27 protein-coding genes are annotated in these 24,271 nt (G+C 59.2%); 19 read left to right on the top strand and 8 right to left on the bottom strand.

Going from position 1 to position 24,271, the window contains the following annotated elements:
- Positions 1-39: 39 nt before the first annotated feature.
- Positions 40-774, top strand: a complete 735-nt coding sequence (gene cysH / locus V1599_RS19890; protein ID WP_297115649.1) for a phosphoadenosine phosphosulfate reductase — start codon at positions 40-42, stop codon at positions 772-774.
- 55 nt (positions 775-829) lie between these two features.
- Here cysH and V1599_RS19885 read toward each other — a convergent pair whose 3' ends face one another.
- A complete protein-coding gene (locus V1599_RS19885; protein WP_395300716.1) occupies positions 830-1,873 on the bottom strand; it encodes an aminopeptidase in 1,044 nt (347 codons plus the stop codon).
- A gap of 239 nt (positions 1,874-2,112) precedes the next feature.
- Here V1599_RS19885 and cysG point away from each other — a divergent pair, with 239 nt between their 5' ends.
- The 11 genes from cysG (at position 2,113) to V1599_RS19830 (ending at position 10,904) form a co-directional block, all read left to right on the top strand.
- Positions 2,113-3,471, top strand: a complete 1,359-nt coding sequence (gene cysG / locus V1599_RS19880; RefSeq protein WP_395300715.1) for a siroheme synthase CysG — start codon at positions 2,113-2,115, stop codon at positions 3,469-3,471.
- 9 nt (positions 3,472-3,480) lie between these two features.
- The gene (cysD, locus tag V1599_RS19875; RefSeq protein ID WP_112009708.1) at positions 3,481-4,389 is read left to right on the top strand and encodes a sulfate adenylyltransferase subunit CysD; all 909 of its coding nucleotides are present in this window, start codon (positions 3,481-3,483) and stop codon (positions 4,387-4,389) included.
- A 9-nt stretch (positions 4,390-4,398) separates the two neighbouring features.
- Positions 4,399-5,823, top strand: coding sequence for a sulfate adenylyltransferase subunit CysN (gene cysN / locus V1599_RS19870; RefSeq protein WP_395300714.1), 1,425 nt, complete (start codon positions 4,399-4,401; stop codon positions 5,821-5,823).
- Positions 5,823-6,428 (top strand): adenylyl-sulfate kinase, encoded by a 606-nt coding sequence (gene cysC, locus V1599_RS19865; RefSeq protein WP_112009706.1) that lies wholly within the window; start codon positions 5,823-5,825, stop codon positions 6,426-6,428. Before cysN ends, cysC begins: the two co-directional genes overlap by 1 nt.
- A gap of 58 nt (positions 6,429-6,486) precedes the next feature.
- Positions 6,487-6,810 (top strand): DUF3561 family protein, encoded by a 324-nt coding sequence (locus tag V1599_RS19860; protein WP_112009705.1) that lies wholly within the window; start codon positions 6,487-6,489, stop codon positions 6,808-6,810.
- 165 nt (positions 6,811-6,975) lie between these two features.
- Positions 6,976-7,287, top strand: coding sequence for a cell division protein FtsB (ftsB, locus tag V1599_RS19855; RefSeq protein ID WP_003862095.1), 312 nt, complete (start codon positions 6,976-6,978; stop codon positions 7,285-7,287).
- Positions 7,288-7,306: 19 nt separating this feature from the next.
- Entirely contained in the window at positions 7,307-8,017 is a 711-nt protein-coding gene (gene ispD / locus V1599_RS19850) for a 2-C-methyl-D-erythritol 4-phosphate cytidylyltransferase (protein ID WP_395300713.1), read from the top strand.
- Complete coding sequence (gene ispF, locus V1599_RS19845; RefSeq protein ID WP_112009703.1) at positions 8,017-8,496, top strand: 2-C-methyl-D-erythritol 2,4-cyclodiphosphate synthase; 480 nt, start codon at positions 8,017-8,019, stop codon at positions 8,494-8,496. The genes ispD and ispF overlap by 1 nt, the downstream gene beginning before the upstream one ends.
- Positions 8,493-9,542 (top strand): tRNA pseudouridine(13) synthase TruD, encoded by a 1,050-nt coding sequence (gene truD, locus V1599_RS19840; RefSeq protein WP_395300712.1) that lies wholly within the window; start codon positions 8,493-8,495, stop codon positions 9,540-9,542. Before ispF ends, truD begins: the two co-directional genes overlap by 4 nt.
- Positions 9,523-10,278, top strand: a complete 756-nt coding sequence (gene surE / locus V1599_RS19835; RefSeq protein ID WP_112009701.1) for a 5'/3'-nucleotidase SurE — start codon at positions 9,523-9,525, stop codon at positions 10,276-10,278. The genes truD and surE overlap by 20 nt, the downstream gene beginning before the upstream one ends.
- A complete protein-coding gene (locus V1599_RS19830) occupies positions 10,278-10,904 on the top strand; it encodes a protein-L-isoaspartate(D-aspartate) O-methyltransferase (protein ID WP_297115590.1) in 627 nt (208 codons plus the stop codon). The genes surE and V1599_RS19830 overlap by 1 nt, the downstream gene beginning before the upstream one ends.
- A 93-nt stretch (positions 10,905-10,997) precedes the next feature.
- On the opposite strand, the gene V1599_RS19825 is transcribed toward V1599_RS19830, so the two are convergent.
- Positions 10,998-11,129 carry a peptidase gene (locus V1599_RS19825; protein ID WP_258458360.1) on the bottom strand — a complete coding sequence of 44 codons (132 nt, stop codon included), beginning with the start codon at positions 11,127-11,129 and terminating at the stop codon, positions 10,998-11,000.
- Between V1599_RS19825 and nlpD the strand changes: the two genes are divergently transcribed.
- Together nlpD and rpoS are read left to right on the top strand one after the other, a co-directional pair.
- Positions 11,071-12,150 (top strand): murein hydrolase activator NlpD, encoded by a 1,080-nt coding sequence (gene nlpD, locus V1599_RS19820; RefSeq protein ID WP_258458359.1) that lies wholly within the window; start codon positions 11,071-11,073, stop codon positions 12,148-12,150. The two genes, V1599_RS19825 and nlpD, sit on opposite strands and share 59 nt — an antisense overlap.
- A gap of 59 nt (positions 12,151-12,209) precedes the next feature.
- Positions 12,210-13,202, top strand: a complete 993-nt coding sequence (gene rpoS, locus V1599_RS19815) for an RNA polymerase sigma factor RpoS (protein WP_013098493.1) — start codon at positions 12,210-12,212, stop codon at positions 13,200-13,202.
- A gap of 52 nt (positions 13,203-13,254) precedes the next feature.
- Here rpoS and V1599_RS19810 read toward each other — a convergent pair whose 3' ends face one another.
- Together V1599_RS19810 and V1599_RS19805 are read right to left on the bottom strand one after the other, a co-directional pair.
- Positions 13,255-13,632: a DUF4440 domain-containing protein gene (locus V1599_RS19810; protein ID WP_112009698.1), complete on the bottom strand. Its 378-nt coding sequence runs from the start codon at positions 13,630-13,632 to the stop codon at positions 13,255-13,257.
- Positions 13,629-14,837: an MFS transporter gene (locus tag V1599_RS19805; RefSeq protein WP_297115583.1), complete on the bottom strand. Its 1,209-nt coding sequence runs from the start codon at positions 14,835-14,837 to the stop codon at positions 13,629-13,631. Before V1599_RS19805 ends, V1599_RS19810 begins: the two co-directional genes overlap by 4 nt.
- Before the next feature lie 107 nt (positions 14,838-14,944).
- Between V1599_RS19805 and V1599_RS19800 the strand changes: the two genes are divergently transcribed.
- Positions 14,945-15,832 carry a LysR family transcriptional regulator gene (locus tag V1599_RS19800; RefSeq protein WP_395300711.1) on the top strand — a complete coding sequence of 296 codons (888 nt, stop codon included), beginning with the start codon at positions 14,945-14,947 and terminating at the stop codon, positions 15,830-15,832.
- Here the strand turns inward: V1599_RS19800 and V1599_RS19795 are convergent.
- Positions 15,829-16,236: a MarR family winged helix-turn-helix transcriptional regulator gene (locus V1599_RS19795; protein ID WP_112009695.1), complete on the bottom strand. Its 408-nt coding sequence runs from the start codon at positions 16,234-16,236 to the stop codon at positions 15,829-15,831. The two genes, V1599_RS19800 and V1599_RS19795, sit on opposite strands and share 4 nt — an antisense overlap.
- Before the next feature lie 172 nt (positions 16,237-16,408).
- Here V1599_RS19795 and V1599_RS19790 point away from each other — a divergent pair, with 172 nt between their 5' ends.
- Genes V1599_RS19790 through V1599_RS19780 form a run of 3 tightly spaced genes read left to right on the top strand, consistent with a single transcriptional unit; the run spans position 16,409 to position 18,660 of the window.
- The gene (locus V1599_RS19790) at positions 16,409-17,011 is read left to right on the top strand and encodes a non-oxidative hydroxyarylic acid decarboxylases subunit B (RefSeq protein ID WP_112009694.1); all 603 of its coding nucleotides are present in this window, start codon (positions 16,409-16,411) and stop codon (positions 17,009-17,011) included.
- Entirely contained in the window at positions 17,001-18,428 is a 1,428-nt protein-coding gene (locus V1599_RS19785; protein ID WP_395300710.1) for a non-oxidative hydroxyarylic acid decarboxylases subunit C, read from the top strand. Before V1599_RS19790 ends, V1599_RS19785 begins: the two co-directional genes overlap by 11 nt.
- 10 nt (positions 18,429-18,438) lie before the next feature.
- Positions 18,439-18,660 carry a non-oxidative hydroxyarylic acid decarboxylases subunit D gene (locus V1599_RS19780; protein ID WP_003862116.1) on the top strand — a complete coding sequence of 74 codons (222 nt, stop codon included), beginning with the start codon at positions 18,439-18,441 and terminating at the stop codon, positions 18,658-18,660.
- Positions 18,661-18,737: 77 nt separating this feature from the next.
- On the opposite strand, the gene mutS is transcribed toward V1599_RS19780, so the two are convergent.
- Entirely contained in the window at positions 18,738-21,299 is a 2,562-nt protein-coding gene (gene mutS, locus V1599_RS19775; RefSeq protein ID WP_395300709.1) for a DNA mismatch repair protein MutS, read from the bottom strand.
- A gap of 113 nt (positions 21,300-21,412) precedes the next feature.
- Positions 21,413-21,643 (bottom strand): SymE family type I addiction module toxin, encoded by a 231-nt coding sequence (locus tag V1599_RS19770; protein ID WP_112009691.1) that lies wholly within the window; start codon positions 21,641-21,643, stop codon positions 21,413-21,415.
- Between the two features lie 175 nt (positions 21,644-21,818).
- On the opposite strand from V1599_RS19770, the gene V1599_RS19765 reads away from it, so the two are divergent.
- Positions 21,819-22,163, top strand: coding sequence for a nitrous oxide-stimulated promoter family protein (locus V1599_RS19765; RefSeq protein ID WP_112009690.1), 345 nt, complete (start codon positions 21,819-21,821; stop codon positions 22,161-22,163).
- Positions 22,164-22,169: 6 nt separating this feature from the next.
- Here the strand turns inward: V1599_RS19765 and flhA are convergent, their stop codons facing one another.
- Positions 22,170-24,242, bottom strand: a complete 2,073-nt coding sequence (gene flhA / locus V1599_RS19760) for a formate hydrogenlyase transcriptional activator FlhA (protein ID WP_395300708.1) — start codon at positions 24,240-24,242, stop codon at positions 22,170-22,172.
- Positions 24,243-24,271: the final 29 nt, after the last annotated feature.

The raw sequence follows: 24,271 nt of genomic DNA, 5'->3' as shown, positions 1-24,271 counted from the left end.
GAGGGCCGGGGGGAGGGGAAACACAAAAACGAGGTCTCTATGTCCATACTCGATCTAAATGACCTTAATGAACTGCCAAAAGTCGAACGCATTCTGGCGCTGGCGGAAACCAACGGTCAGCTGGAAAAGCTGGACGCCGAAGGGCGCGTGGCGTGGGCGCTGGAAAACCTGCCGGGAGAGTACGTACTCTCTTCAAGTTTTGGTATACAGGCGGCGGTGAGCCTGCATCTGGTGAATCAAATTCGACCGGACATTCCGGTGATCCTTACTGATACCGGCTACCTGTTCCCGGAAACCTATCAGTTTATTGACGAGCTGACGGACAAGCTCAAGCTGAACCTGAAAATTTACCGCGCGGAACACAGTGCGGCCTGGCAGGAGGCGCGCTACGGCAAGCTTTGGGAGCAGGGCGTTGAGGGCATTGAGAAATACAATGAGATCAACAAGGTCGAACCGATGAACCGCGCGCTGAAAGAGCTGAACGCGCAGACGTGGTTTGCCGGCCTGCGCCGCGAGCAGTCCGGCAGCCGGGCGACGCTCCCGGTGCTGGCGATACAGCGTGGCGTATTCAAAGTGCTGCCAATCATCGACTGGGATAACCGCACGATTTACCAGTACCTGCAAAAGCACGGGCTCAAATACCATCCGCTGTGGGACCAGGGCTACCTTTCGGTCGGCGACACCCACACCACGCGCAAATGGGAGCCGGGCATGGCGGAAGAAGAGACGCGCTTCTTTGGGCTGAAGCGCGAGTGCGGGCTGCACGAAGGGTGATCCCATGTCCCTCTCTCCCTGTGAGAGAGGGTCAGGGTTAGGGCATCAGGCAGCACTAAGCTTTATTTGCCTTCGCCAGCTCCTTCACCAGCGGCAGCATCACCTTCACCACGTCGCGGCTGCGGTGCTCAATGCGCTGCGGCAGCGCGCTATCAATGTGCTGCTGGTTATCGAGCCTGACGTCGTGCCAGCTCGTCCCGTCCGGGAAGGCTTTGGTTTTTGCGCGCTGCTGGTAGCCATCTTTTTTCCCCAGCCCCCAGTTGGTGGCCTCCACGTACAGCACCGGAATGCCGGCTTTATCAAACACTTCCCCGTCGTTACAGCAGCCCGTGCCTTTTGGATAATGCGGATTACCGCCGGGGTTGGTGGTGGCATAAACGCCGTGGCTGCGGGCAATCGCCAGCGCCCGGTCGCGGGTTAATTTCCGCACGCTGTTCGGCGTGCTTTTTCCGCTGTTGAAATAAAGCTTATCGCCGACGATCAAATTATCGAGATTAATCACCAGCAGGGTATTTTTCTTCTCTTCTGCGCTCATGCGCTTAAGAAGATTCTCAGCGCCGAGCGAACCCTCCTCCTCGCCGCTGGTGGCAACAAAGCGAATGCCGTACTGCGTTGGGATATTTTTCATGCGCTCGGCCAGTTCAAGCATCACGCCCAGGCCCGCGGCGTTATCGTCTATACCCTGCAGCGTCAGCCCGCCGAGATTATTATCGGTGTCGGCATCGCTTAGCGGAGCAAAGGTGTCCAGGTGCGCCGTGATGATAATTTGCTGAGGCGCTTTTCCCTCATGGGCGGCAATCACCGTACTGCCCGTCACGTTGCGCCAGTTTTGCGTTTTATTGCGCGAGGTATAAATGTAGCGGCTGTGGAATGCCCGAATGTCGCTCTGGTAGCCCATGTCGGCAAACTGCTGGCGAATATAATCGGCGGAGAGCATCTCGGCCGGCGTGCCGGTCATGCGGCCAGGAAACACGGTAACAATATGCCGCGCCTGCTGGCTGGCGATTTCACCATACGGTTGATTTTTTGCCTGGGCGGAAAAAATAAAGCAAACGCCGAGCGCCAGGGCAGCAATACGGTGGCGCGTTGCGGAAAACATAGTGAGTCCTTAAAAACAGAGCAAAATTTTAACTCGCTTAGTATGAAACTGTGATCCCGCATACACAATTTGAATTGCGCTTAAATACCCGAAATTTCGCGCGTTAAGCACTTTTTGACATTAGCTTTTCCATCGCGTTATTCCATTGAGTAACTACTCATTCCAATTCGTAATTTCATTCGCTCTAAGCCGCCCCCTATAGTCCCTCTATTCCTCATTTTTAGTTGAGCTATTGCGCCGTGGATTACCTGCCTCTCTTTGCTGCTATTAAAGATCGCCCCGTACTGGTTGTGGGGACGGGCGAGATCGCCGATCGCAAAATTGCCTTTTTGCGACGCGCGGGCGCACGCGTGCTGGTTATTGAGGGCAAAGACTTCCATGACGCGCTGCTGGACAACGTGGTGCTGGCGATTGCCGCCACCGAGGATCGCGCGCTAAACCGCCGCGTGTTCGATGCGGCAAACGCGCGCCACCGCCTGGTAAACGTGGTGGACGACCAGCCTCTATGCTCGTTTATCTTTCCGTCGATTGTCGATCGCGCTCCGCTGCTGGTGGCTATCTCTTCCGGCGGCAACGCGCCGGTGCTGTCCCGGCTGCTGCGCGAAAAGCTTGAAGCGCTGCTGCCCGCAAGCCTTGGGCGCATGGCGGACGTGGCAGGACGCTTTCGCGATCGTCTCAAGACTCAGGTCAAAACTACCGATGGCCGCCGCCGCTTCTGGGACCGCGCCTTTCGCGGGCGCTTTGCCAGCCTGATGGCGGCGGGCAACGAGCAGGAAGCTGAACGGGTGCTGGAAGCCTCTCTGGCGCAGCCGGAACGGGCGCAGGGCGAGATTATTCTCGTCGGCGCGGGGCCGGGTGACGCGGGGCTGTTAACCCTGCGCGGCCTGCAGGTTATCCAGCAGGCGGATATCGTTTTCTACGATCACCTTGTCAGCGACGGGGTGCGCGAGCTTATTCGCCGCGACGCGGAGCAAATCTGCGTGGGCAAACGCGCGGGCGAGCACGCCGTGCCGCAGCACGCTACCAACCAGATGCTGATAGACGCCGCGAAAACCGGCAAAACCGTGGTGCGCCTGAAGGGCGGCGATCCGTTTATCTTCGGGCGCGGCGGCGAAGAGCTGCAGGCGGCCGCCGAGGCAGGCGTACCGTTCCAGGTGGTGCCCGGCATCACGGCGGCCTCTGCGGTCACGGCGTATGCCGGTATTCCGCTCACCCATCGCGATTTTGCCCAGAGCGTCACCTTTGTGACGGGCCATTACAAGCCCGACAGCGCGCCGTTTGACTGGTCGCACCTGGCGCAAAGCCGCCAGACGCTGGCGATCTACATGGGCACGATGAAGGCGGCGGACATCAGCGCACAGCTTATTCAACACGGTCGCGATGCGGCCACGCCGGTCGCGGTGATCTCCCGCGGCACGCGCGCCGATCAGCACGTAGCGATCGGCACATTACAGGATCTTGCAGCCCTGGCGAAAGACGCCCCGATGCCCGCGCTGATCGTGGTCGGGGAAGTGGTGCAGCTGCACGACACGCTCGCCTGGTTTCAACATACAACAGACGCAGAGAACCTTCGTTCATCTGTGGTGACTCTGGCTTAAGGAACGGTTATGGACCAAAAACGACTTACTCACCTGCGGCAGCTCGAAGCGGAAAGTATCCATATTATCCGCGAAGTGGCGGCCGAGTTCTCTAACCCGGTGATGATGTACTCCATCGGCAAAGACTCCAGCGTAATGCTGCACCTGGCGCGTAAAGCGTTTTATCCGGGCACGCTGCCGTTCCCGCTGCTGCACGTAGATACCGGCTGGAAATTCCGCGAGATGTACGAGTTCCGCGACCGCACCGCCAAAGCCTACGGCTGCGAGCTGCTGGTGCATAAAAACCCGGAAGGGGTGGCGATGGGCATCAACCCGTTCGTGCACGGCAGCGCAAAGCACACCGACATCATGAAGACCGAAGGGCTGAAGCAGGCGCTGAACAAATACGGCTTTGACGCGGCCTTCGGCGGCGCGCGCCGTGACGAAGAAAAATCCCGCGCGAAAGAGCGTATCTACTCCTTCCGCGACCGCTTCCACCGCTGGGACCCGAAAAACCAGCGCCCGGAGCTGTGGCACAACTACAACGGCCAGATCAACAAAGGCGAAAGCATTCGCGTTTTCCCGCTCTCCAACTGGACCGAGCTGGATATCTGGCAGTACATCTTCCTGGAAAATATCGAGATCGTGCCGCTGTACCTTGCGGCGGAGCGTCCGGTGCTGGAGCGCGACGGCATGCTGATGATGATCGATGACGATCGCATTGACCTGCAGCCGGGCGAAGTGATCAAAAAACGCATGGTGCGCTTCCGCACCCTCGGCTGCTGGCCGCTGACCGGCGCGGTGGAATCCAGCGCGCAGACGCTGCCGGAAATCATCGAAGAGATGCTGGTCTCGACCACCAGTGAACGACAGGGCCGCGTGATTGACCGCGACCAGGCAGGCTCCATGGAGCTGAAGAAACGCCAGGGTTATTTCTAAGGAGCCGCCATGAACACCACGATTGCACAACAAATTGCCGATGAAGGCGGCGTTGAAGCGTACCTGCACGCACAGCAGCACAAAAGCCTGCTGCGCTTCCTGACCTGCGGCAGCGTCGACGACGGGAAAAGCACCCTGATTGGCCGCCTGCTGCACGATACGCGCCAGATTTATGAAGATCAGCTCTCTTCCCTGCACAACGACAGCAAGCGTCACGGGACGCAGGGCGAAAAGCTCGACCTGGCGCTGCTGGTGGACGGCCTGCAGGCCGAGCGCGAGCAGGGCATCACCATTGACGTGGCGTACCGCTATTTCTCCACCGAGAAGCGCAAATTTATTATCGCCGATACCCCGGGGCACGAGCAGTACACCCGCAACATGGCGACCGGCGCGTCCACCTGCGATCTGGCGATCCTGCTGATCGACGCGCGCAAAGGCGTGCTGGATCAAACCCGCCGCCACAGCTTTATCTCCACGCTGCTGGGCATCAAGCACCTGGTGGTGGCGGTGAACAAAATGGATCTCGTAGAGTTTAGCGAAGCGCGCTTCGACGAGATCCGCCAGAGCTACCTGACCTTCGCCCAGCAGCTGCCGGGCAATCTGGACATTCGCTTCGTGCCGCTCTCCGCGCTGGAAGGGGACAACGTGGCTTCCCAGAGTGCGAACATGCCGTGGTACAGCGGCCCGACGCTGCTGGAGGTGCTGGAAACCGTCGAGATTCAGCGCGTGGTGGAAACCCAGCCGATGCGCTTCCCGGTGCAGTACGTTAACCGTCCAAACCTCGACTTCCGCGGCTTCTCCGGCACGATTGCCTCCGGCACCGTGCAGGTGGGACAGCGCGTTAAGGTGCTGCCGTCCGGCGTGGAATCCTCCATTGCGCGCATCGTGACCTTCGACGGCGACCTGCCGGAAGCGGGCGCGGGCGAGGCGGTGACGCTGGTGCTGAAGGATGAAATTGATATTAGCCGCGGCGATCTGCTGGTGGAGGCGGGCGAAACGCTGGCGGCGGTGCAGGGCGCGTCCGTGGACGTGGTCTGGATGGCCGAGCAGCCGCTGACCGCAGGACAGAGCTACGACATCAAAATCGCGGGCAAGAAAACCCGCGCCCGCGTGGACGGCGTGCAGTATCAGGTTGATATCAATAACCTGACCCAGCGCGAGGTGGACGAACTGCCGCTGAACGGTATTGGCCTGGTGGATCTGACCTTCGACGAACCGCTGGTGCTCGATCCGTATGCGCAAAATCCGGTAACGGGCGGGCTGATCTTTATCGACAGGCTGAGCAACGTCACCGTGGGGGCCGGGATGGTGCGCGAGCCTAACGCGCAGGCAGCCACAACCGGCGAATTTAGCGCCTTTGAGCTGGAGCTGAACGCGCTGGTGCGTAAGCATTTCCCGCACTGGGGCGCACGCGATCTGCTGGGAGGCAAGTAATGGCCGCTCACGATGAGAACGTCGTCTGGCATCCTCATCCGGTTACCGTTGCCCAGCGGGAACAGCTCCACGGCCACCGTGGGGTTGTGCTGTGGTTTACCGGGCTTTCCGGCTCCGGTAAATCCACCGTCGCGGGCGCGCTGGAAGAGGCGCTCCACCAGCAGGGCGTGAGCACCTACCTGCTGGACGGCGACAACGTGCGCCACGGCCTGTGCAGCGATTTAGGGTTTAGCGACGAAGACCGCAAAGAAAATATTCGACGGGTGGGCGAGGTTGCCGGCCTCATGGCGGATGCCGGTCTGGTGGTGCTGACCGCGTTTATCTCCCCGCACCGTGCGGAACGGCAGATGGTGCGCGAGCGCGTCGGGCGCGATCGCTTTATCGAAGTGTTTGTCGATACCCCGCTGGACATCTGCGAGGCGCGCGATCCGAAAGGGCTTTATAAGAAAGCGCGGGCGGGCGAACTGCGAAACTTCACCGGAATCGACTCGGTTTACGAAGCGCCTGATTCCCCTGAGATTCACCTGGAGGGTCAACAATTGGTAACAAATTTAGTAAGCCAATTATTAGACCTGCTCAGGCGGGACGATATTATCAGATCCTGAGACGGTATCGTTCGGGAGCCGTTGTCCCGGACGATAGGTCACAGTCACAGGATTAGCTATGCGCAACAGTGAAAACTACATTATCACCGGATCAGAGCCGTTGACGACGCAAGACGAGACGACCTGGTCCCTCCCCGGGGCCGCGCTCGGCTTCATTTCGTGGCTGCTGGCGCTGGGCATCCCCTTTCTTATCTACGGCGGTAATACGCTGTTCTTCTTTCTGTATACTTGGCCTTTCTTCCTCGCGCTGATGCCCGTTGCGGTCGTGGTGGGGATTGCGCTGCACTCGCTCCTCAACGGCAGGCTGCTTTACAGCGCCGTGGTCACGATTGTGACGGTGGTGGCGATGTTTGGTCTGTTATTTTTGTGGCTCATGGGCTAACTTCAGCCATAATTCAAACCGTAAACAACCGTGTGGCAATATTGTGCAGGGCGATTCTGCGAAAAAAATGTGGTACATTTGCCCGCGATGTTGCGGCATCTCTGTGACCCCGGCGTAGAGTCCAGGGGCGTTTTGGGATGATGATGCCGTTTTTCAGGGGGCAGGATGGGTAAACTAACGCTGCTGTTGCTGGCTTTGCTGGTCTGGCTGCAATACTCGCTGTGGTTCGGTAAAAACGGGCTGCACGACTATAGCCGGGTGAGCGATGACGTGGCGGCTCAGCAGGCGACAAACGCCAAACTTAAGGCGCGAAACGATCAGCTCTTTGCCGAAATTGATGACCTCAATGGCGGGCAAGAGGCGATTGAGGAACGCGCACGCAATGAACTTAGTATGACTAAGCCGGGCGAAACGTTTTATCGTCTGGTTCCGGATGCGTCTAAACGCAATCAGGGCTCAGCACAAAACAATCGATAATCAGGCCCAGGATTACGACATGGCAGCAACTTTCTCGGACGTATGTGCCGTGGTGCCGGCCGCAGGTTTTGGCCGGCGCATGCAGACAGAATGTCCTAAGCAGTACCTTTCTATTGGCGATAAAACGATCCTCGAGCACGCCGTGGCTGCGCTGCTGGCGCACCCCAGGGTGACGCACGTGGTGATCGCCATCAGCCCTGGCGATGCGCGCTTCGCGCAGCTGCCGCTGGCAAACCATCCGCAGATTACCGTCGTCGACGGCGGCGCCGAGCGCGCCGATTCCGTGCTGGCTGGCCTTCGTGCTGCCAAAAGCGCGCAGTGGGTGCTGGTGCATGACGCCGCGCGCCCGTGCCTGCATCAGGACGATTTGGCGCGCCTGCTGGCGCTGAGCGAAACCAGCAAGGTTGGCGGCATTCTGGCGTCTCCGGTCCGCGACACCATGAAGCGCGCCGAGCCTGGCAGACGGGCCATCGCCCACACCGTTGAGCGCGTCGATCTATGGCACGCGCTGACGCCACAGTTTTTCCCCCGCGAACTCCTCCACGACTGCCTGACGCGCGCGCTTACCGAAGGGGCGACCATTACGGACGAAGCCTCGGCGCTTGAGTATTGTGGTTTCCACCCAACGCTTGTTGAAGGACGCGCTGATAACATTAAGGTGACGCGCCCCGAAGACCTGCAGCTCGCGGAATTTTATCTCACCCGTTCGACCTCTCCGGAGAAAGCATAATGCGAATTGGACACGGTTTTGATGTACACGCCTTTGGAGGCGTTGGCCCAATTATCATTGGCGGCGTGCGTATTCCTTACGAAAAGGGGCTGCTGGCGCATTCTGATGGCGACGTGGCGCTTCACGCGCTGACCGATGCGCTGCTCGGCGCTGCCGCGCTGGGCGATATCGGCAAGCTGTTTCCGGACACCGATCCGGCGTTTAAAGGCGCGGACAGCCGCGAGCTGCTGCGCGAAGCCTGGCGCCGCATCCAGGCGAAGGGCTACGCCCTTGGCAACGTCGATGTCACCATCATCGCCCAGGCCCCAAAGATGCTGCCGCATATTCCCCAGATGCGCGTGTTCATCGCCGAAGATCTCGGCTGCCATATGGACGACGTTAACGTCAAAGCGACCACCACCGAGAAGCTTGGCTTTACCGGCCGCGGCGAAGGCATTGCCTGTGAAGCCGTGGCGCTGCTGGTGAAGGCGGCCAAATGACGGACTTCGACAGCCTGACATACCTGCACGGTAAACCTCAGGGGCACGGCCTGCTGAAGGCCAATCCTGAAGATTTCGTGGTGGTGGAAGATTTAGGGTTTGAGTCGGACGGCGAGGGCGAGCACATCCTGGTGCGGATCCTGAAAAACGGCTGCAACACGCGCTTTGTGGCCGACGCGCTGGCGAAATTCCTGAAAATTCACGCCCGCGAAGTGAGCTTTGCCGGACAGAAGGATAAGCATGCGGTCACCGAGCAGTGGCTTTGCGCCCGCGTGCCGGGCAACGCGATGCCTGATTTAAGCAAATTTGAGCTTGAAGGCTGTAAGGTACTGGAATATGCCCGCCACAAGCGCAAGCTGCGTCTGGGCGCGCTGAAAGGCAACGCGTTTACCCTCGTGCTGCGCGAAGTGACCAACCGTGACGACGTGGAAAAGCGCCTGAGCGCTATCGGCGAGCGGGGCGTGCCGAACTACTTTGGCGCGCAGCGTTTCGGTATCGGCGGCAGCAACCTGCTCGGCGCGCTGCGCTGGGCGCAAAGCGACGCGCCGGTCCGGGACAGGAATAAGCGCAGTTTTTGGTTGTCGGCGGCCCGCAGCGCGTTGTTTAATCAGATTGTGAGCGAGCGGCTGAAAAAACCGGACGCGAATCAAGTTGTTGTCGGCGATGCGCTACAATTAGCGGGACGCGGGAGCTGGTTCGTGGCGACGGCGGAGGAAATGGCCGACGTACAGGCGCGCGTGGATGCAAAAGCGCTGATGATTACCGCCGCATTGCCCGGTACGGGCGACTGGGGCACGCAGGGCGACGCGCTCGCAGCGGAGCAGTCCGCCGTTGCGGATATGCCGGAATTACAAGCATTGCTGGTGCGGGAAAAAGTCGACGCGGCACGCCGGGCGATGCTGCTCTATCCGCAACAGCTTAGCTGGAACTGGTGGGATGACGTAACCGTTGAGTTACGCTTCTGGCTGCCGGCAGGTAGCTTTGCCACCAGCGTAGTCAGGGAACTTATCAACACGTCGGGTGATTATGCGAATATTGCTGAGTAACGATGATGGGATACACGCGCCGGGCATTCAGACGCTGGCGAAACACCTCCGTGAGTTTGCGGACGTTCAGGTCGTGGCTCCCGATCGTAACCGCAGCGGTGCGTCCAACTCCTTAACCCTGGAGTCGTCTCTTCGTACCTTTACCTATGATAACGGCGATATCGCCGTACAGATGGGCACGCCAACCGACTGCGTTTTTTTGGGCGTGAACGCGCTGATGCGCCCGCGTCCCGATATCGTCGTCTCCGGCATTAACGCCGGGCCAAACCTGGGCGATGACGTGATCTACTCCGGCACCGTTGCGGCGGCGATGGAGGGGCGTCACCTCGGCTTCCCGGCGCTGGCGGTTTCCCTCAACGGCCACACCCATTACGACACGGCGGCGGCGATAACCTGCACGCTTCTTCGCGCGCTTGGCCGCGAGCCGCTGCGCACTGGACGCATCCTGAATATTAACGTCCCTGATTTGCCGCTTGACGAGATCAAAGGCATCCGCGTGACGCGCTGCGGCAGCCGTCATCCTGCAGATCAGGTGATCCCGCAGCAGGACCCGCGGGGGAACACGCTGTACTGGATCGGCCCTCCCGGCGAGAAGTGCGATGCCGGGCCGGACACGGACTTTGCCGCCGTTGATGAAGGCTACGTATCCGTTACGCCGCTGCACGTGGATTTAACCGCCTATAGCGCGCATGATGTGGTGTCGGACTGGCTGGAGCGGGTCGGGGTGAACGCGTAATGGTAAGCAAACGTGTACAAACTCTTCTGGAACAATTACGCGCGCAGGGGATTGCCGATGAGCATGTGCTTGATGCACTCGCTCAGGTTCCCCGCGAAAAGTTTGTTGACGAGGCGTTTGAGCACAAGGCGTGGGAGAACGTGGCGCTGCCTATCGGGCAGGGCCAGACGATTTCACAGCCCTACATGGTGGCGCGCATGACGGAGCTGCTGGAACTGACGCCAGAGTCCCGCGTGCTGGAGATTGGCACTGGCTCGGGGTATCAAACCGCGATCCTGGCGCATCTGGTGCATCATGTATGCTCCGTCGAGCGGATTAAGGGCCTGCAGTGGCAGGCGCGTCGTCGCCTGAAACAACTTGATTTACATAATGTTTCGACACGCCACGGTGATGGATGGCAGGGTTGGCAGGCTCGCGCCCCGTTTGATGCCATCATCGTCACGGCGGCACCGCCTGAGATCCCCGCTGCGCTGCTGTCGCAGCTGGACGACGGCGGCATTCTGGTTTTGCCCGTCGGGGACGAGCATCAGTTTTTGAAGCGCGTTCGTCGACGCGGCGGCGAGTTTATTATCGATACCGTGGAAGCCGTGCGCTTTGTGCCTCTCGTGAAGGGAGAGCTGGCCTGAGACTCGGATTTATCCAGGGTTATTCAGGCAAATTCAGCGTATGGTGTGGCGCAAAAGGTTCGTGCCATCACGGTTATTTCAAGTCACTGGTAGTTAACACATTCCTGGGGGATAAATGAGCGCGGGAAGCCCAAAATTCACCATCAGCCGCGTGGCGGCACTGTCACTGGTTTCGCTCTGGCTGGCGGGCTGTACAAGTTCCAATAACACGCCTGCGCCGGTCAGCTCCGTCGGCGGAAATAGCGGCTCGGGTAACACGTCCAGTGGAATGCTCATTACGCCTCCGCCGAAAATGGGCACCTCAACGCCCCAGGCGCAGCAAATGCCACAGATCCAGCCTGTACAGACGCCTGTTACGCAGCCAACGCAGATTCAGCCAGTACAACAGCCTGTTCAGACCGAAAATGGCCGCATAGTGTATAACCGCAAGTATGGGAACATTCCGAAAGGAAGCTATACCGGCGGCAGCACCTATACCGTGAAGCGCGGCGACACGCTGTTCTATATCGCCTGGATCACCGGGAACGATTTCCGTGACCTGGCGCAGCGCAATAACGTCCAGGCCCCGTATGGCCTGGAAGTGGGGCAAACGCTTCAGGTTGGCAACGCGACGGGTACGCCGCTCACGCCAGGCAACACCGTCTCGGCGGCAGACGTGACCGCGCAAAATAACAGCGTCAAGCCTGCACAAAAAACCACCACGGCTGTTGCTTCGCAACCTGTAATTACGTATTCTGAGGATTCAGGTGATCAGAGTGCTAACAAAATGTTGCCGAATAATAAAGGTACTGCGACTGTTGTCACAGCACCGGTTACGGCACCTGTGGTTAGCTCTTCCCAACCGACTGCAAGCAGTCAGATGTCCAGCGCGTCTATATCTTCATGGCGCTGGCCAACCGACGGCAAAGTTATCGAAAACTTCTCTACCTCTGAAGGAGGGAATAAAGGGATCGATATCGCAGGAAGCAAAGGACAGGCAATTATTGCGACTGCAGACGGTCGCGTAGTGTATGCCGGTAATGCGCTTCGCGGTTACGGTAATCTTATTATCATCAAACATAACGATGATTACCTGAGTGCCTACGCCCATAACGACACAATGCTGGTCCGGGAACAACAAGAAGTTAAGGCGGGGCAAAAAATCGCTACCATGGGTAGCACCGGAACCAGTTCTACACGCTTGCATTTTGAAATTCGTTACAAGGGGAAATCCGTAAACCCGCTGCAGTATTTGCCGCAGCGATAATTTGACGGGGCATGCCAGCCGGGGTGTCTCGTTCAGGGATCACGGGTAGGAGCCACCTTATGAGTCAGAATACGCTGAAAGTTCATGATTTAAATGAAGATGCGGAATTTGATGAGAACGGAGCAGAGGCTTTTGACGAAAAAGCCTTAGTAGAAGAGGAACCCAGTGATAACGATTTGGCTGAAGAAGAGCTGTTATCGCAGGGCGCCACACAGCGTGTACTGGACGCGACTCAGCTTTACCTTGGGGAGATTGGTTACTCCCCACTGTTAACGGCCGAAGAAGAAGTCTATTTCGCACGTCGTGCTTTGCGTGGTGATGTTGCCTCGCGCCGTCGCATGATTGAAAGTAACTTGCGTCTGGTCGTGAAGATTGCCCGCCGTTACGGCAATCGTGGTCTGGCTCTGCTGGACCTGATTGAAGAGGGTAATTTAGGTCTCATCCGCGCAGTTGAGAAGTTTGACCCGGAACGCGGGTTCCGCTTCTCAACCTACGCGACCTGGTGGATTCGTCAGACCATCGAACGGGCAATCATGAACCAAACCCGTACGATTCGACTGCCGATCCACATCGTCAAAGAGTTGAACGTCTATCTGCGTACCGCACGCGAGTTGTCCCATAAGCTGGACCACGAGCCAAGCGCGGAAGAGATTGCCGAACAGCTCGATAAACCGGTTGATGACGTAAGCCGTATGCTGCGTCTCAACGAGCGCATTACCTCGGTTGACACCCCGTTGGGTGGCGACTCCGAAAAAGCGCTGCTGGACATCCTGGCCGATGAAAAAGACAACGGCCCGGAAGACACCACGCAGGACGATGACATGAAGCAGAGCATCGTTAAATGGCTGTTCGAACTGAACGCCAAACAGCGTGAAGTGCTGGCACGTCGTTTCGGTTTACTGGGGTATGAAGCTGCAACGCTGGAAGACGTCGGCCGCGAAATTGGCCTGACCCGTGAACGCGTTCGTCAGATTCAGGTTGAAGGTCTGCGCCGCCTGCGTGAAATTCTGCAGGGGCAAGGTCTGAATATCGAAGCGCTGTTCCGCGAATAAGCACCCTTTCGTCAAAAAAGGCCCGTCGTGAGACGGGCCTTTTTCTTTTGCGCTACGGCTGGGCCGTCTCGTGCAGCAGTCGCCACGCGATGTTATCGCCTTCCTCATTCAGCACGGCAGTGGACCAGCGCACGTTGACGGGCAGGTTTGGCCGCGTTTGCGTCTCTCTGTAGTGCAGCACCGCGCCCTTGTCCCACGCCTGAAGCGTCGTTAATTCATCAACCACAATCTTCAGGCCGGGGCGGCTGCCGCGCTGGCTATCAAGAAAGCTGGCCAGCCCGGCATGGTCAATATGGACTCCCCCCGGCGGAATCATCAGAAAGTCTGGCCGAAAGCGCGCAAGCAGCGCGTGCATATCTCCTTCGCCCTCCCCGAGCCAGTTTTCCAGCGCAACGTGGACGTCCAGAATCTCTTTTTCATAGCTTGTCATGGTTTCTCCTGTCGAATCTGCATCAGTATCGTCGGGTTATTAAGATGGAAAACGCGCAGCAGGGGCAGTAACGTCACGCCGGCTGCGAAAATAAACGTCCAGCGCCACGCGCTCGACGGCGGCAGATAGCCCTGCGTCAGGCTCAGCAGCTCTGCCAGCAGCAGGGCGCCCATAAAAAAGCTCAGCTGGCGGTTAAGGTTCCACAGCGCGCTGGCGTCGGGCATCTCCGCGTGTGGAATGGTCAAAAACGCGCTGCTTTGCGCCGTGCTGCTGCACAGGCTGCCGCCGATGCCCATCAGCGCAAAGGCCAGAACGGCCAGCGCGCGCGCCGTTTCCGGCCCCACGTTCATCAGCAGTAAAATCCCCGCGGCCTGCAGCAGGCAGCCGAGGGCAATCAGCGGGCGGGGGCCCGTGCGGTTAAAGTAGCGTCCCGTCGCCGTAATTGCCACAAAGGATGCCAGCGACCAGGGCAGCATCAGCATGCCCGTTTCCGCTGGCGTCAGCCCGGCGACGCTTTGCAGGTAGAACATCCCCACCACGTTCACGCCGATGAACATGCCGGGCACGCAGAGGTACACCAGCATCGAGAACCGCAGCAGCGGATCCTTCAGCAGCGGAAGATGCAGCAGGCGCGAAGGTGCCTTCTCAGGCTTTTCAGCGCTGAGCCACAGCCAGGCCAGCATAAACGTCACCGCGGCGACGGGCAGAGTCACAAAAAAGACCCACCGCCAGCCCAGCGTCTGCACGAGCAGCCCGCCGAGCGCGGGGGAACATGCCGGTGCCAGAAGGGCCACCAGCATCACCGCCGAGGAGAGCCTGGCGCGCTCGTGCGGCCTGAACTGCTGCCACGCCAGCGCCTGCCCAACCGGGATCAGCAGCCCGCCTCCCAGCCCCTGAACCACGCGCCAGGCAATCAGGCTGTCGAGTGAGGTTGCCAGCCCCGCCGCGGTGGACGCCGCGCTAAACAGAAAAAGCGAGAGTAAGATCGTGCGCTTGGGTCCCAGCAGGCGCGCCAGCAGGGCGCTAAACGGAATAACCAGCGTTAGCCCGGCAATATAGCCATTGCTCACCCAGGCGAGCGACGCGGGCGTAGCGTGAAGCGCCTGGCCCATCGCCGGGAAGGCGACGCTGGCAATAAACATGTTGATCAGGTCGAGAAAAAATCCCAGCAGGAATACGGCCGCGACCCTGGTGCGATACGTCATAAATGATCCTCCCATAAGGTGGCGTATCGTATCGGGCGGCGCGTGGCGGATAAACGTGCCAATCAGCGATATACTGTCAAAAAAATTTTGACGAAGGTGAGGCTACAATGCTGAATTTGCAGCGCGCGGCGATTTTTGCAGCGGTCGTGGATACGGGCAGTTTCACCGCGGCGGCAGACGCGATGGGGCTAACGAAAGCGGTGGTGAGCTTCAATATTCGCCAGCTTGAAGCCGAGCTGGGCGTCACGCTGCTGCTGCGCTCCACCCGACGCCTGACGCTCACCGAGGCCGGCTCGCTTTTTCATCTGCGAAGCGCCGCGCTGCTGAAGGATGCTGAAAACCTCCGGGACGAGGTGCGCGCAAACCACGCGGGGCTGAAGGGAGAATTACGCATCACCACTACGCCCGAGTATGGTTCCCGGGTTGTCGTGCCTCTGCTGGCCGAGTTCAGCCTTCTGCATCCCGAGCTGCGCGTGCGGCACGCCTCGTCGTCCCTGCATGCGGATCTGATTTCAGAGCGTTTCGACGTCGCCATTCGGCTGGGCACGCTTGCCGATTCCCGCTACCACGCGGCGCTGATTTCGCAATTTACGATCCTGCCGGTGGCGTCCCCTGGCTGGCTGAAAATGCATCACGTTGACTCGCTTGAAGCGCTGGCAGAGGCAGAGTGGATCATTCATGAACGCTTATCCGCGACGCTGCGCTGGCAGGTGAGGGGGAGGGACGGGGAAAAAGCGGTTCTGGACATAAAACAGCCCCCTCGCCTGTTTGCAGACAGCGCCCAGTCGCTGATGGCCTTTGCGCTGGCCGGATGCGGCGTCGCGCTTTTGCCCGAATGGCTGGTACAAGACGCGCTGGACTCCGGCGAGCTGGTGGCCGTCCTGCCGGATTATGAATTTGCGCCCCAGGGGATCTATGCCGTCTACCCGGATGCCCGGCACGTGTCGGCGAAGGTACGTACTTTTATCGATTTCATGCGCGCGCGGGTGAGCTAGGGCTGCATCATTTTTTTGATAAGCGCTGTGAAATGCGCCTGTTCCTCTTTGCTGAGCCGTCCGAGAAAGGCCTCGTCCACGCTGTTACCAATAGATTTACGGCTTTCAAGCAGCGCTTCGCCTTCGGGGGTTAAAAAAACAAACCGCCTGCGTTTATCTGCCGGATCGTGCTCGCGCTTAACCAGCCCGCGCGCCTCCATGCGGCTCAGCATCTCGGCCAGCGTCGCTTTGGTGCTTACCGCCACTTCAGTTAGCGCAACCTGCTCAATGCCCGGATTCTCGGCAATCGATCGCATCACCGCGTACTGCGGCTTGGTCAGGTCCGGCAGGGCGTGCTGCCACCGCGCGGTATGCTGCTGAAATAGCTGACGTAACAGGTGGAACGCTTCTTGTCTTAGCTCCATGACCACTCCGACGGAAAAAATAGCCCACTATCATAGCCGCTTATCAGCAGGAATTTAACGCGGCATTTTTTAGCATTCAATGCGATCGTGCACGAACGATCTTGCCACCATCTTCATACGAGTATAGTTTACCCAGCATGTTCGTATGCGAACGAAATTGATGAGGTGCTGAATGAGATTGATCGTTGGGATGACGGGCGCCACCGGCGCACCGCTGGGAGTGGCGCTTCTGCAGGCGCTGCGTGAGATGCCGGACGTTGAGACGCATCTGGTGATGTCCAAGTGGGCCAAGACGACCATTGAGCTGGAAACGCCCTTTACCGCGCAGGACGTCGCCGCGCTGGCGGACGTTGTTCACAGCCCTGCCGATCAGGCTGCCACCATTTCATCCGGCTCGTTTCGTACCGATGGCATGATCGTCATTCCGTGCAGCATGAAAACGCTGTCGGGCATCCGCGCGGGCTACGCTGAAGGTCTGGTCGGACGCGCGGCGGACGTGGTGTTGAAAGAGGGGCGCAAGCTGGTGCTGGTCCCGCGAGAGACGCCGCTGAGCACTATTCATCTTGAGAACATGCTGGCGCTTTCCCGCATGGGCGTCGCGATGGTGCCGCCGATGCCCGCCTACTATAACCACCCGCAAACCGCCGATGACATTACCCAGCACATCGTAACCCGCGTGCTTGACCAGTTTGGCCTTGAGCATAAAAAGGCGCGCCGCTGGAACGGCCTGCAGCAGGCGAAACAGTTTTCACAGGAGAATAAAAATGGCATTTGATGATTTGAGAAGCTTCCTGCAGGCGCTCGATGAGCAAGGGCAACTGCTGAAAATCGAGGAAGAGGTGAACGCCGAGCCGGATTTAGCGGCGGCAGCGAACGCCACCGGCCGCATCGGGGACGGCGCGCCCGCGCTGTGGTTTGACAATATTCGCGGTTTTACCGACGCCCGCGTGGTGATGAACACCATCGGCTCCTGGAAGAACCACGCCATCTCGATGGGGCTGCCGGCCAATACGCCGGTGAAAAAGCAGATCGACGAGTATATTCGCCGCTGGGATAAATTTCCCGTTGCGCCAGAGCGCCGCGCCAATCCTGCATGGGCGGAGAACACGGTCGACGGTGAAGACATTAACCTGTTCGACATTCTTCCGCTGTTTCGCCTGAACGACGGAGACGGTGGTTTCTATCTTGATAAAGCCTGCGTCGTTTCACGCGATCCGCTCGATCCCGATAACTTCGGCAAGCAGAACGTCGGCATCTATCGCATGGAGGTGAAGGGCAAGCGCAAGCTCGGCCTGCAGCCGGTACCGATGCATGACATCGCGCTGCATCTGCATAAGGCAGAGGAGCGCGGAGAAGATCTGCCGATTGCGATCACGCTTGGCAACGATCCGATTATTACCCTGATGGGCGCCACGCCGCTGAAATACGATCAGTCTGAGTATGAAATGGCGGGCGCGCTGCGCGAAAGCCCGTACCCGATCGCCACCGCGCCGCTCACCGGGTTTGACGTGCCGTGGGGTTCAGAAGTGATCCTGGAAGGGGTGATCGAAGGCCGCAAGCGCGAGATCGAAGGGCCGTTCGGCGAGTTCACCGGGCACTACTCCGGCGGGCGAAATATGACTGTGGTGCGCATCGATAAAGTCTCGTACCGCACTAAGCCGATTTTTGAATCGCTGTACCTCGGCATGCCGTGGACTGAAATCGACTACCTGATGGGCCCGGCGACCTGCGTGCCGCTCTATCAGCAGCTGAAGGCGGAGTTCCCGGAAGTGCAGGCGGTAAACGCGATGTATACCCACGGCCTGCTGGCGATTATCTCGACCAAAAAACGCTACGGCGGCTTCGCCCGCGCGGTAGGTTTGCGCGCAATGACCACGCCGCACGGGCTGGGCTACGTGAAGATGGTCATCATGGTGGACGAGGACGTCGATCCGTTTAACCTGCCGCAGGTGATGTGGGCGCTGTCGTCGAAGGTGAATCCGGCGGGGGATCTGGTGCAGCTGCCGAACATGTCGGTGCTAGAGCTTGACCCAGGATCCAGCCCGGCGGGGATCACCGACAAGCTGATTATTGATGCTACCACGCCCGTCGCGCCGGATACCCGTGGCCACTACAGCCAGCCGGTACAGGATCTGCCTGAAACCAAAGCCTGGGCTGAGAAACTGACCGCGATGCTGGCCGCACGCCAATAAGGAGGAAAAGATGATTTGTCCACGTTGTGCCGATGAGCATATTGAAGTGATGGCGACGTCCCCGGTGAAAGGCGTCTGGACCGTTTACCAGTGCCAGCACTGTCTGTATACCTGGCGCGATACCGAGCCGCTGCGCCGCACCAGCCGCGAGCACTATCCTGAAGCGTTCCGCATGACGCAAAAGGATATCGATGAGGCGCCGCAGGTGCCGACAATCCCGCCGCTGTTATAAGCAAAACGGCAACTTAGGTTGCCGTTTTCATGTTTTCACCCTCTCCCTGTGGGCTGAGGGCATCAGACCGCGAAGACCTAAACCAGGCTCTTCAACCGATAAATCCACTCCAGCGCCTGACGCGGCGTGAGCGAATCTGGATCGAGATTTTCCAGCGCTTCGACGGCAGGCGAGGTCTCTTCCGCAGGCGCCAGCAGCGACATCTGGGTTCCGTCGATCTGCGTTGCCGCCGCGTTCGGAGACAGGCTTTCCAGCTCGCGCAGCTTCTGACGCGCGCGCTTAATTACTTCCTTCGGCACGCCCGCCAGCGCGGCCACGGCCAGGCCGTAGCTCTTGCTTGCCGCACCGTCCTGCACCGTGTGCATAAAGGCGATGGTATCGCCGTGCTCCAGCGCATCGAGGTGGACATTCGCCACGCCTTCCATTTTTTCCGGCAGCTGCGTCAGCTCGAAGTAGTGCGTGGCAAACAGCGTCAGCGCCTTGATTTTGTTGGCCAGATTTTCCGCGCAGGCCCAGGCCAGCGACAGCCCGTCGTAGGTTGAGGTGCCGCGTCCGATCTCGTCCATCAGCACCAGGCTGTGCTCCGTGGCGTTATGCAGAATGTTGGCGGTTTCGGTCATCTCCACCATGAAGGTTGAGCGTCCGCTGGCCAGATCGTCCGCCGCGCCCACGCGCGTGAAGATGCGGTCGATAGGGCCAATCTCAACGTTTTGCGCCGGGACGTAGCTGCCGATATAGGCCAGCAGCGCAATCAGTGCCGTCTGGCGCATGTAGGTACTTTTACCGCCCATGTTGGGGCCGGTAATAATGAGCATTCTTCGCTGCGGAGACAGGTTGAGCGGGTTGGCGATGAAGGGCTCGTTCAGCACTCGTTCAACCACCGGGTGGCGGCCTTCGTTGATGCGAATGCCGGGCTTGTCGCTGAAGGTCGGGCAGGTGTAGTTCAGCGTGTCGGCGCGTTCAGCCAGGTTGACCAGCACATCCAGCTCCGCCAGGGCAGCAGCGCTTGACTGCAGGTCGGCAAGGTGCGGCATCAGCTTATCGAACAGCTCGTCATAAAGCTGTTTTTCCAGCGCCAGCGCTTTGCCTTTGGAGGTGAGCACTTTGTCCTCGTACTCTTTCAGCTCCGGGATGATATAGCGCTCGGCATTTTTCAGCGTCTGGCGGCGGACGTAGTGGATAGGGGCCAGATGGCTCTGACCGCGGCTAATCTGAATATAGTAGCCGTGCACCGCGTTATAGCCGACCTTCAGCGTATCCAGCCCGAGGCGCTCGCGCTCGCGGATTTCCAGCTTATCAAGATAGTCCGTTGCGCCGTCAGCCAGCGCGCGCCATTCGTCCAGCTCTTCGTTATAGCCCGGCGCGATCACGCCGCCGTCGCGCACCAGAACCGGCGGGGCGTCGATGATGGCGCGTTCGAGCAGTTCGCGCAGTTCGGTAAATTCGCCCATCGTTTCGCGCAGCGCCTGAACCGGCTCGCTGTCGACGGTGCCCAGCTGGGCGCGCAGCTCCGGCAGCTGCTGGAAGGCGTGGCGCATCCGCGCCAAATCGCGCGGGCGGGCGGTGCGTAGCGCAAGCCGCGCCAGAATACGTTCCAGATCGCCCACCTGACGCAGCACCGGCTGCAGTTCGGTGTAGCGATCCTGCAGAGCGGCAATGGTCTGCTGGCGGCCGATCAGCGTGGCGGTGTCGCGGACGGGCATATGCAGCCAGCGCTTGAGCATGCGGCTGCCCATCGGCGTGACGGTGCTGTCCAGCACGGCAGCGAGAGTGTTCTCCACGCCGCCAGCCAGGTTCTGGGTGATCTCCAGATTGCGGCGCGTGGCGGCATCCATGATGATGCTGTCCTGCTGGCGCTCCATGGTAATGGAGCGGATATGGGGTAGGGTGGTGCGCTGGGTATCTTTGACGTATTGAAGCAAACAGCCCGCGGCACACAGGCCGCGCGGGGCGTTTTCAACGCCAAAGCCAATCAGATCGCGAGTGCCAAACTGCAGGTTAAGCTGCTGGCGCGCGGTATCGATTTCGAACTCCCACAGCGGACGGCGGCGCAGGCCGCGGCGCCCCTCGATGAGGGCCATTTCCGCGAAGTCTTCGGCATACAGCAGTTCTGCCGGGTTAGTGCGCTGAAGCTCGGCGGCCATCGTCTCGCGGTCGGCGGGCTCGCTCAGGCGAAAGCGTCCGGAGCTGATGTCCAGCGTCGCGTAGCCAAAGCCTTTGCTATCCTGCCAAATCGCTGCCAGCAGGTTATCCTGGCGCTCCTGAAGCAGGGCCTCATCGCTGATGGTGCCCGGCGTAACGATGCGCACAACCTTGCGTTCAACCGGCCCTTTCGACGTGGCCGGGTCGCCAATTTGCTCACAAATCGCAACGGATTCGCCCTGGTTCACCAGCTTTGCAAGGTAGTTTTCCACCGCGTGGTGCGGGATACCGGCCATCGGAATGGGTTCGCCAGCCGAGGCGCCGCGCTTGGTCAGGGAAATATCGAGCAGCTGCGACGCGCGTTTGGCATCGTCATAAAAGAGCTCGTAAAAATCGCCCATACGATAAAACAGCAGGATTTCCGGATGCTGTGCTTTCAGCTTCAGGTACTGCTGCATCATCGGCGTATGTGCATCTAAATTGTCGATTGTGCTCATGGAGTTATGATATCCATTTCTTTGATAATGATGTTCTTTATACGGCTCGGTGGCCGCTGGTTTCCTCTATTGTCGCATGAAAAAATAGCCCCGCGCAGAAAAAAGTCGCGACTTTACGAGACGCCTTCCGGCATGAGTTCAATGACGATTTTTCCGTGCTCAACGCCCACCCGAACCTGCGAATTTGTGGTAAATCCTGCCTTTTCAAGCCAGTCGCCTTTTAAGCTCAGCGCAGCGTGAACGCTGTAGCGCGTTGGGATTTTCGTTTTACGATCTTCATGGCGTTTTCTAAAATAGCCGACCTTCAGGCGGCGATAGGATTTGGGGATGACGATCTCTGGCATACGGCCTCCGGTTTATACGTGCAGCGCTGGTTCTTGATGCCTGTATAAAATACCCGTAATTCTCTCGCTGAGTCGGCCCAAAACTGGAAGGCGTCTTCAGAAAATAAAATGCAACACCTGAAAACGGCTTCTTAAAGAGGTATTATCTATGCATGTTTTAAAGGGGTAATGACCTATGTCCGGGAAACGCATCGCACGTGAAAAAAAGACGATCGCTAAAATGATCGCCCTGTATGAAAAGCAGTGCCCGCAGGCCGTGGAAGAAGAGGGGCATTACCAGGCGCTCCGGGCTTACGCCGATAAGCGTCTGGATAAATGTGTTTTTGGTGAGGAAAAGCCCGCCTGTAAGCAGTGCCCGGTTCACTGCTACCCGCCCGCAAAGCGGGAAGAGATGAAGCAAGTGATGCGCTGGGCGGGGCCGCGTATGCTGTGGCGGCACCCGATCTTGACGCTTCGTCATCTGATTGACGATCGCCGCCCGGTGCCGGAACTGCCGGAAAAATACCGCCCTAAAAAGTAGCGACGGCTACGCCAGGCTCTCTTTATCAATGCCCAGACGCTTCATGCGCGACAGCAGCGTCGTGCGCTTCAGTCCAAGACGCTGCGCGGCCCCTTTCGGCCCCGCGACAACGCCGTTCGTCTCTTTGAGCACGCGCATAATTAGCTGATATTCATCCTCACCTTCTCGCGCCACGTCCGTTGCGGCCATTGGCGCCTCCGGCAGCGACACTTCAGGCAGCGAAAGCTGCAGCACGCTGCCGCGCGTCAGCAGCACCGCACGTTCGATAACGTTTTCCAGCTCGCGCACGTTGCCAGGCCAGTCCATGGACGAGAGGATGCGTAAGGTCTCGGCGGGAATACTGTCGATGTTGCGCCCCATGCGGCGGGCAATTTTGGCGGTAAACGCTTTGACCAGCAGCGGGATATCCTCCGGGCGCTCGCGCAGCGGCGGCAGGCAAATCGGAAACACGTTCAGGCGGTAGTAGAGGTCGCTGCGAAACTCGCGGTCGGCGACCATTTTTTTCAGATCGCGGTTGGTGGCGGCAATTAAGCGCACGTCCGTCCGGATCAGCTTATTGCTGCCGAGGCGCTCAAACTCCTGCTCCTGAAGGACGCGAAGCAGCTTCGGTTGCAGCTCCAGCGGCATATCGCCCACTTCGTCCAGGAACAGCGAGCTTTTATCCGCCAGCTCAAAGCGCCCCAGCCGCTGGCTGCTGGCGCCGGTAAACGCGCCGCGCTCGTGGCCAAAGAGATCGCTTTCCAGCAGGCCTGCGGGCATGGCTGCACAGTTCATCTTCACCATGCGGCGGCTGTTGCGGTTGCTTAAATTGTGGATGGCGCGGGCAATCAGCTCCTTACCCGTCCCGGTTTCGCCGAGGATCAGCACCGTGCTGTCGCTCTGCGCCACCATTTCAACCTGCTTCAGCACGCTGTACATCGCGTCGCTGCGCCCGATGATTTCGCCGAACTCGCTGTCCACGTTGTTCAGCTGTTCGGTCAGCGCCAGGTTTTCATCCACCAGCCGCTCTTTCAGGCGGTGGATCTCCTGATAGGCCAGCGCATTATCCAGCGCAATAGAGATGCGTTCGGCAATCTGGCGCAGTAGCTTGAGGTTGGCGGTGGTGAATACGGCCTCGTCGCACTGCGCCAGCTTCAGCACGCCGAGCATGGTATCGCCGGACATCAGCGGCAGCAGGCACAGCGTCTGGATTTTATTACCCCAGGTGCTAAACAGCATCCGCTCGTAGGGAGCCAGCGCGTCGCGCTCGCTCAGGTTTAGCAGCAGGATCTCTTTGCTTTTAAAGACCCGCTCGGACAGGGTTCCCGCTTCGTCCACCTCGCTCTGCTCGTGCGCCGGGTTCTCTTCATCAAGATAGTGGGTGGAGTAAATATTCAGCTTGCCCTTGCGGTGGCCGCGCAGCGCAATGCTGATGGCGTCGATTTTGAAATAGTGGTGGATCTCTTTCGACACTTCGCTGACCAGCTCGTCCATGTCGAGTCGGGACAGCACGGCGTTGGTGATGGCCACCAGAATGCGAAAGTTATCGCGCTCGCGGCTCAGCAGATCGTAATCGACGTTGTTGCTGACGCGGCTTTGGATCTGCTCCGCGACGACGGCGACAATCTGGGTAAAGGTGTGCAGCCGCTCATACTCCGCCTCGCTCCACGGCTGATGGGTGGTGCGGATAAATTCGCAGCCGCCAAAAATTCGCCCATCGACTGCCAGCGGCAGCAGGCTGTAGTGGCCGAAAGGCTGATAAAGAGGGCTTTCGGCGAGCCTTGGCCAGGCCTGCTGAAATTCATCGAAGCTGCAGTGCAGCGCTTCCGGGCGTGAGAGAAGGCGGCGCACCGGGCCGTGCGCCAGATAGGTTTCGTCTTCATATTCAAAGACTTTTCCGTTCTCACGCGTTGAGTAGTAGCTTGCACGCTGCGTCCCGCCGTGCCAGAGCACAATGGCGGCGCTGTCCGCCAGCGCGGACTGCCTGACCAGCCGCGTCAGGGTATCGCTCAGCGAGCCGAGATCGGGCTGCTGTAAAAGTGTGCGCGTGATGTCAAACAGGCCCTGCTGCCCAAGATCGCTCATCGGTGTATACGGCATATTGCTTTCCAATAGAAACTGGCAAAAAT

Source organism: Enterobacter sp. ECC-175 (assembly GCF_043968675.1).
Classification (GTDB): Bacteria; Pseudomonadota; Gammaproteobacteria; order Enterobacterales; family Enterobacteriaceae; genus Enterobacter.
This window is presented reverse-complemented; position numbering and strand designations above follow the sequence as displayed.

Excerpts from the sequence above, each read along its gene's own strand:
- cysH (WP_297115649.1), top strand. The coding sequence starts at position 40 with ATGTCCATACTCGATCTAAATGACCTTAATGAACTGCCAAAAGTCGAA.
- V1599_RS19885 (WP_395300716.1), bottom strand. The coding sequence starts at position 1,873 with ATGTTTTCCGCAACGCGCCACCGTATTGCTGCCCTGGCGCTCGGCGTT.
- cysD (WP_112009708.1), top strand. The coding sequence starts at position 3,481 with ATGGACCAAAAACGACTTACTCACCTGCGGCAGCTCGAAGCGGAAAGT.
- cysN (WP_395300714.1), top strand. The coding sequence starts at position 4,399 with ATGAACACCACGATTGCACAACAAATTGCCGATGAAGGCGGCGTTGAA.
- cysC (WP_112009706.1), top strand. The coding sequence starts at position 5,823 with ATGGCCGCTCACGATGAGAACGTCGTCTGGCATCCTCATCCGGTTACC.
- V1599_RS19860 (WP_112009705.1), top strand. The coding sequence starts at position 6,487 with ATGCGCAACAGTGAAAACTACATTATCACCGGATCAGAGCCGTTGACG.
- ftsB (WP_003862095.1), top strand. The coding sequence starts at position 6,976 with ATGGGTAAACTAACGCTGCTGTTGCTGGCTTTGCTGGTCTGGCTGCAA.
- ispD (WP_395300713.1), top strand. The coding sequence starts at position 7,307 with ATGGCAGCAACTTTCTCGGACGTATGTGCCGTGGTGCCGGCCGCAGGT.
- ispF (WP_112009703.1), top strand. The coding sequence starts at position 8,017 with ATGCGAATTGGACACGGTTTTGATGTACACGCCTTTGGAGGCGTTGGC.
- truD (WP_395300712.1), top strand. The coding sequence starts at position 8,493 with ATGACGGACTTCGACAGCCTGACATACCTGCACGGTAAACCTCAGGGG.
- surE (WP_112009701.1), top strand. The coding sequence starts at position 9,523 with ATGCGAATATTGCTGAGTAACGATGATGGGATACACGCGCCGGGCATT.
- V1599_RS19830 (WP_297115590.1), top strand. The coding sequence starts at position 10,278 with ATGGTAAGCAAACGTGTACAAACTCTTCTGGAACAATTACGCGCGCAG.
- rpoS (WP_013098493.1), top strand. The coding sequence starts at position 12,210 with ATGAGTCAGAATACGCTGAAAGTTCATGATTTAAATGAAGATGCGGAA.
- V1599_RS19810 (WP_112009698.1), bottom strand. The coding sequence starts at position 13,632 with ATGACAAGCTATGAAAAAGAGATTCTGGACGTCCACGTTGCGCTGGAA.
- V1599_RS19805 (WP_297115583.1), bottom strand. The coding sequence starts at position 14,837 with ATGACGTATCGCACCAGGGTCGCGGCCGTATTCCTGCTGGGATTTTTT.
- V1599_RS19800 (WP_395300711.1), top strand. The coding sequence starts at position 14,945 with ATGCTGAATTTGCAGCGCGCGGCGATTTTTGCAGCGGTCGTGGATACG.
- V1599_RS19795 (WP_112009695.1), bottom strand. The coding sequence starts at position 16,236 with ATGGAGCTAAGACAAGAAGCGTTCCACCTGTTACGTCAGCTATTTCAG.
- V1599_RS19790 (WP_112009694.1), top strand. The coding sequence starts at position 16,409 with ATGAGATTGATCGTTGGGATGACGGGCGCCACCGGCGCACCGCTGGGA.
- V1599_RS19785 (WP_395300710.1), top strand. The coding sequence starts at position 17,001 with ATGGCATTTGATGATTTGAGAAGCTTCCTGCAGGCGCTCGATGAGCAA.
- V1599_RS19780 (WP_003862116.1), top strand. The coding sequence starts at position 18,439 with ATGATTTGTCCACGTTGTGCCGATGAGCATATTGAAGTGATGGCGACG.
- mutS (WP_395300709.1), bottom strand. The coding sequence starts at position 21,299 with ATGAGCACAATCGACAATTTAGATGCACATACGCCGATGATGCAGCAG.
- V1599_RS19770 (WP_112009691.1), bottom strand. The coding sequence starts at position 21,643 with ATGCCAGAGATCGTCATCCCCAAATCCTATCGCCGCCTGAAGGTCGGC.
- V1599_RS19765 (WP_112009690.1), top strand. The coding sequence starts at position 21,819 with ATGTCCGGGAAACGCATCGCACGTGAAAAAAAGACGATCGCTAAAATG.
- flhA (WP_395300708.1), bottom strand. The coding sequence starts at position 24,242 with ATGCCGTATACACCGATGAGCGATCTTGGGCAGCAGGGCCTGTTTGAC.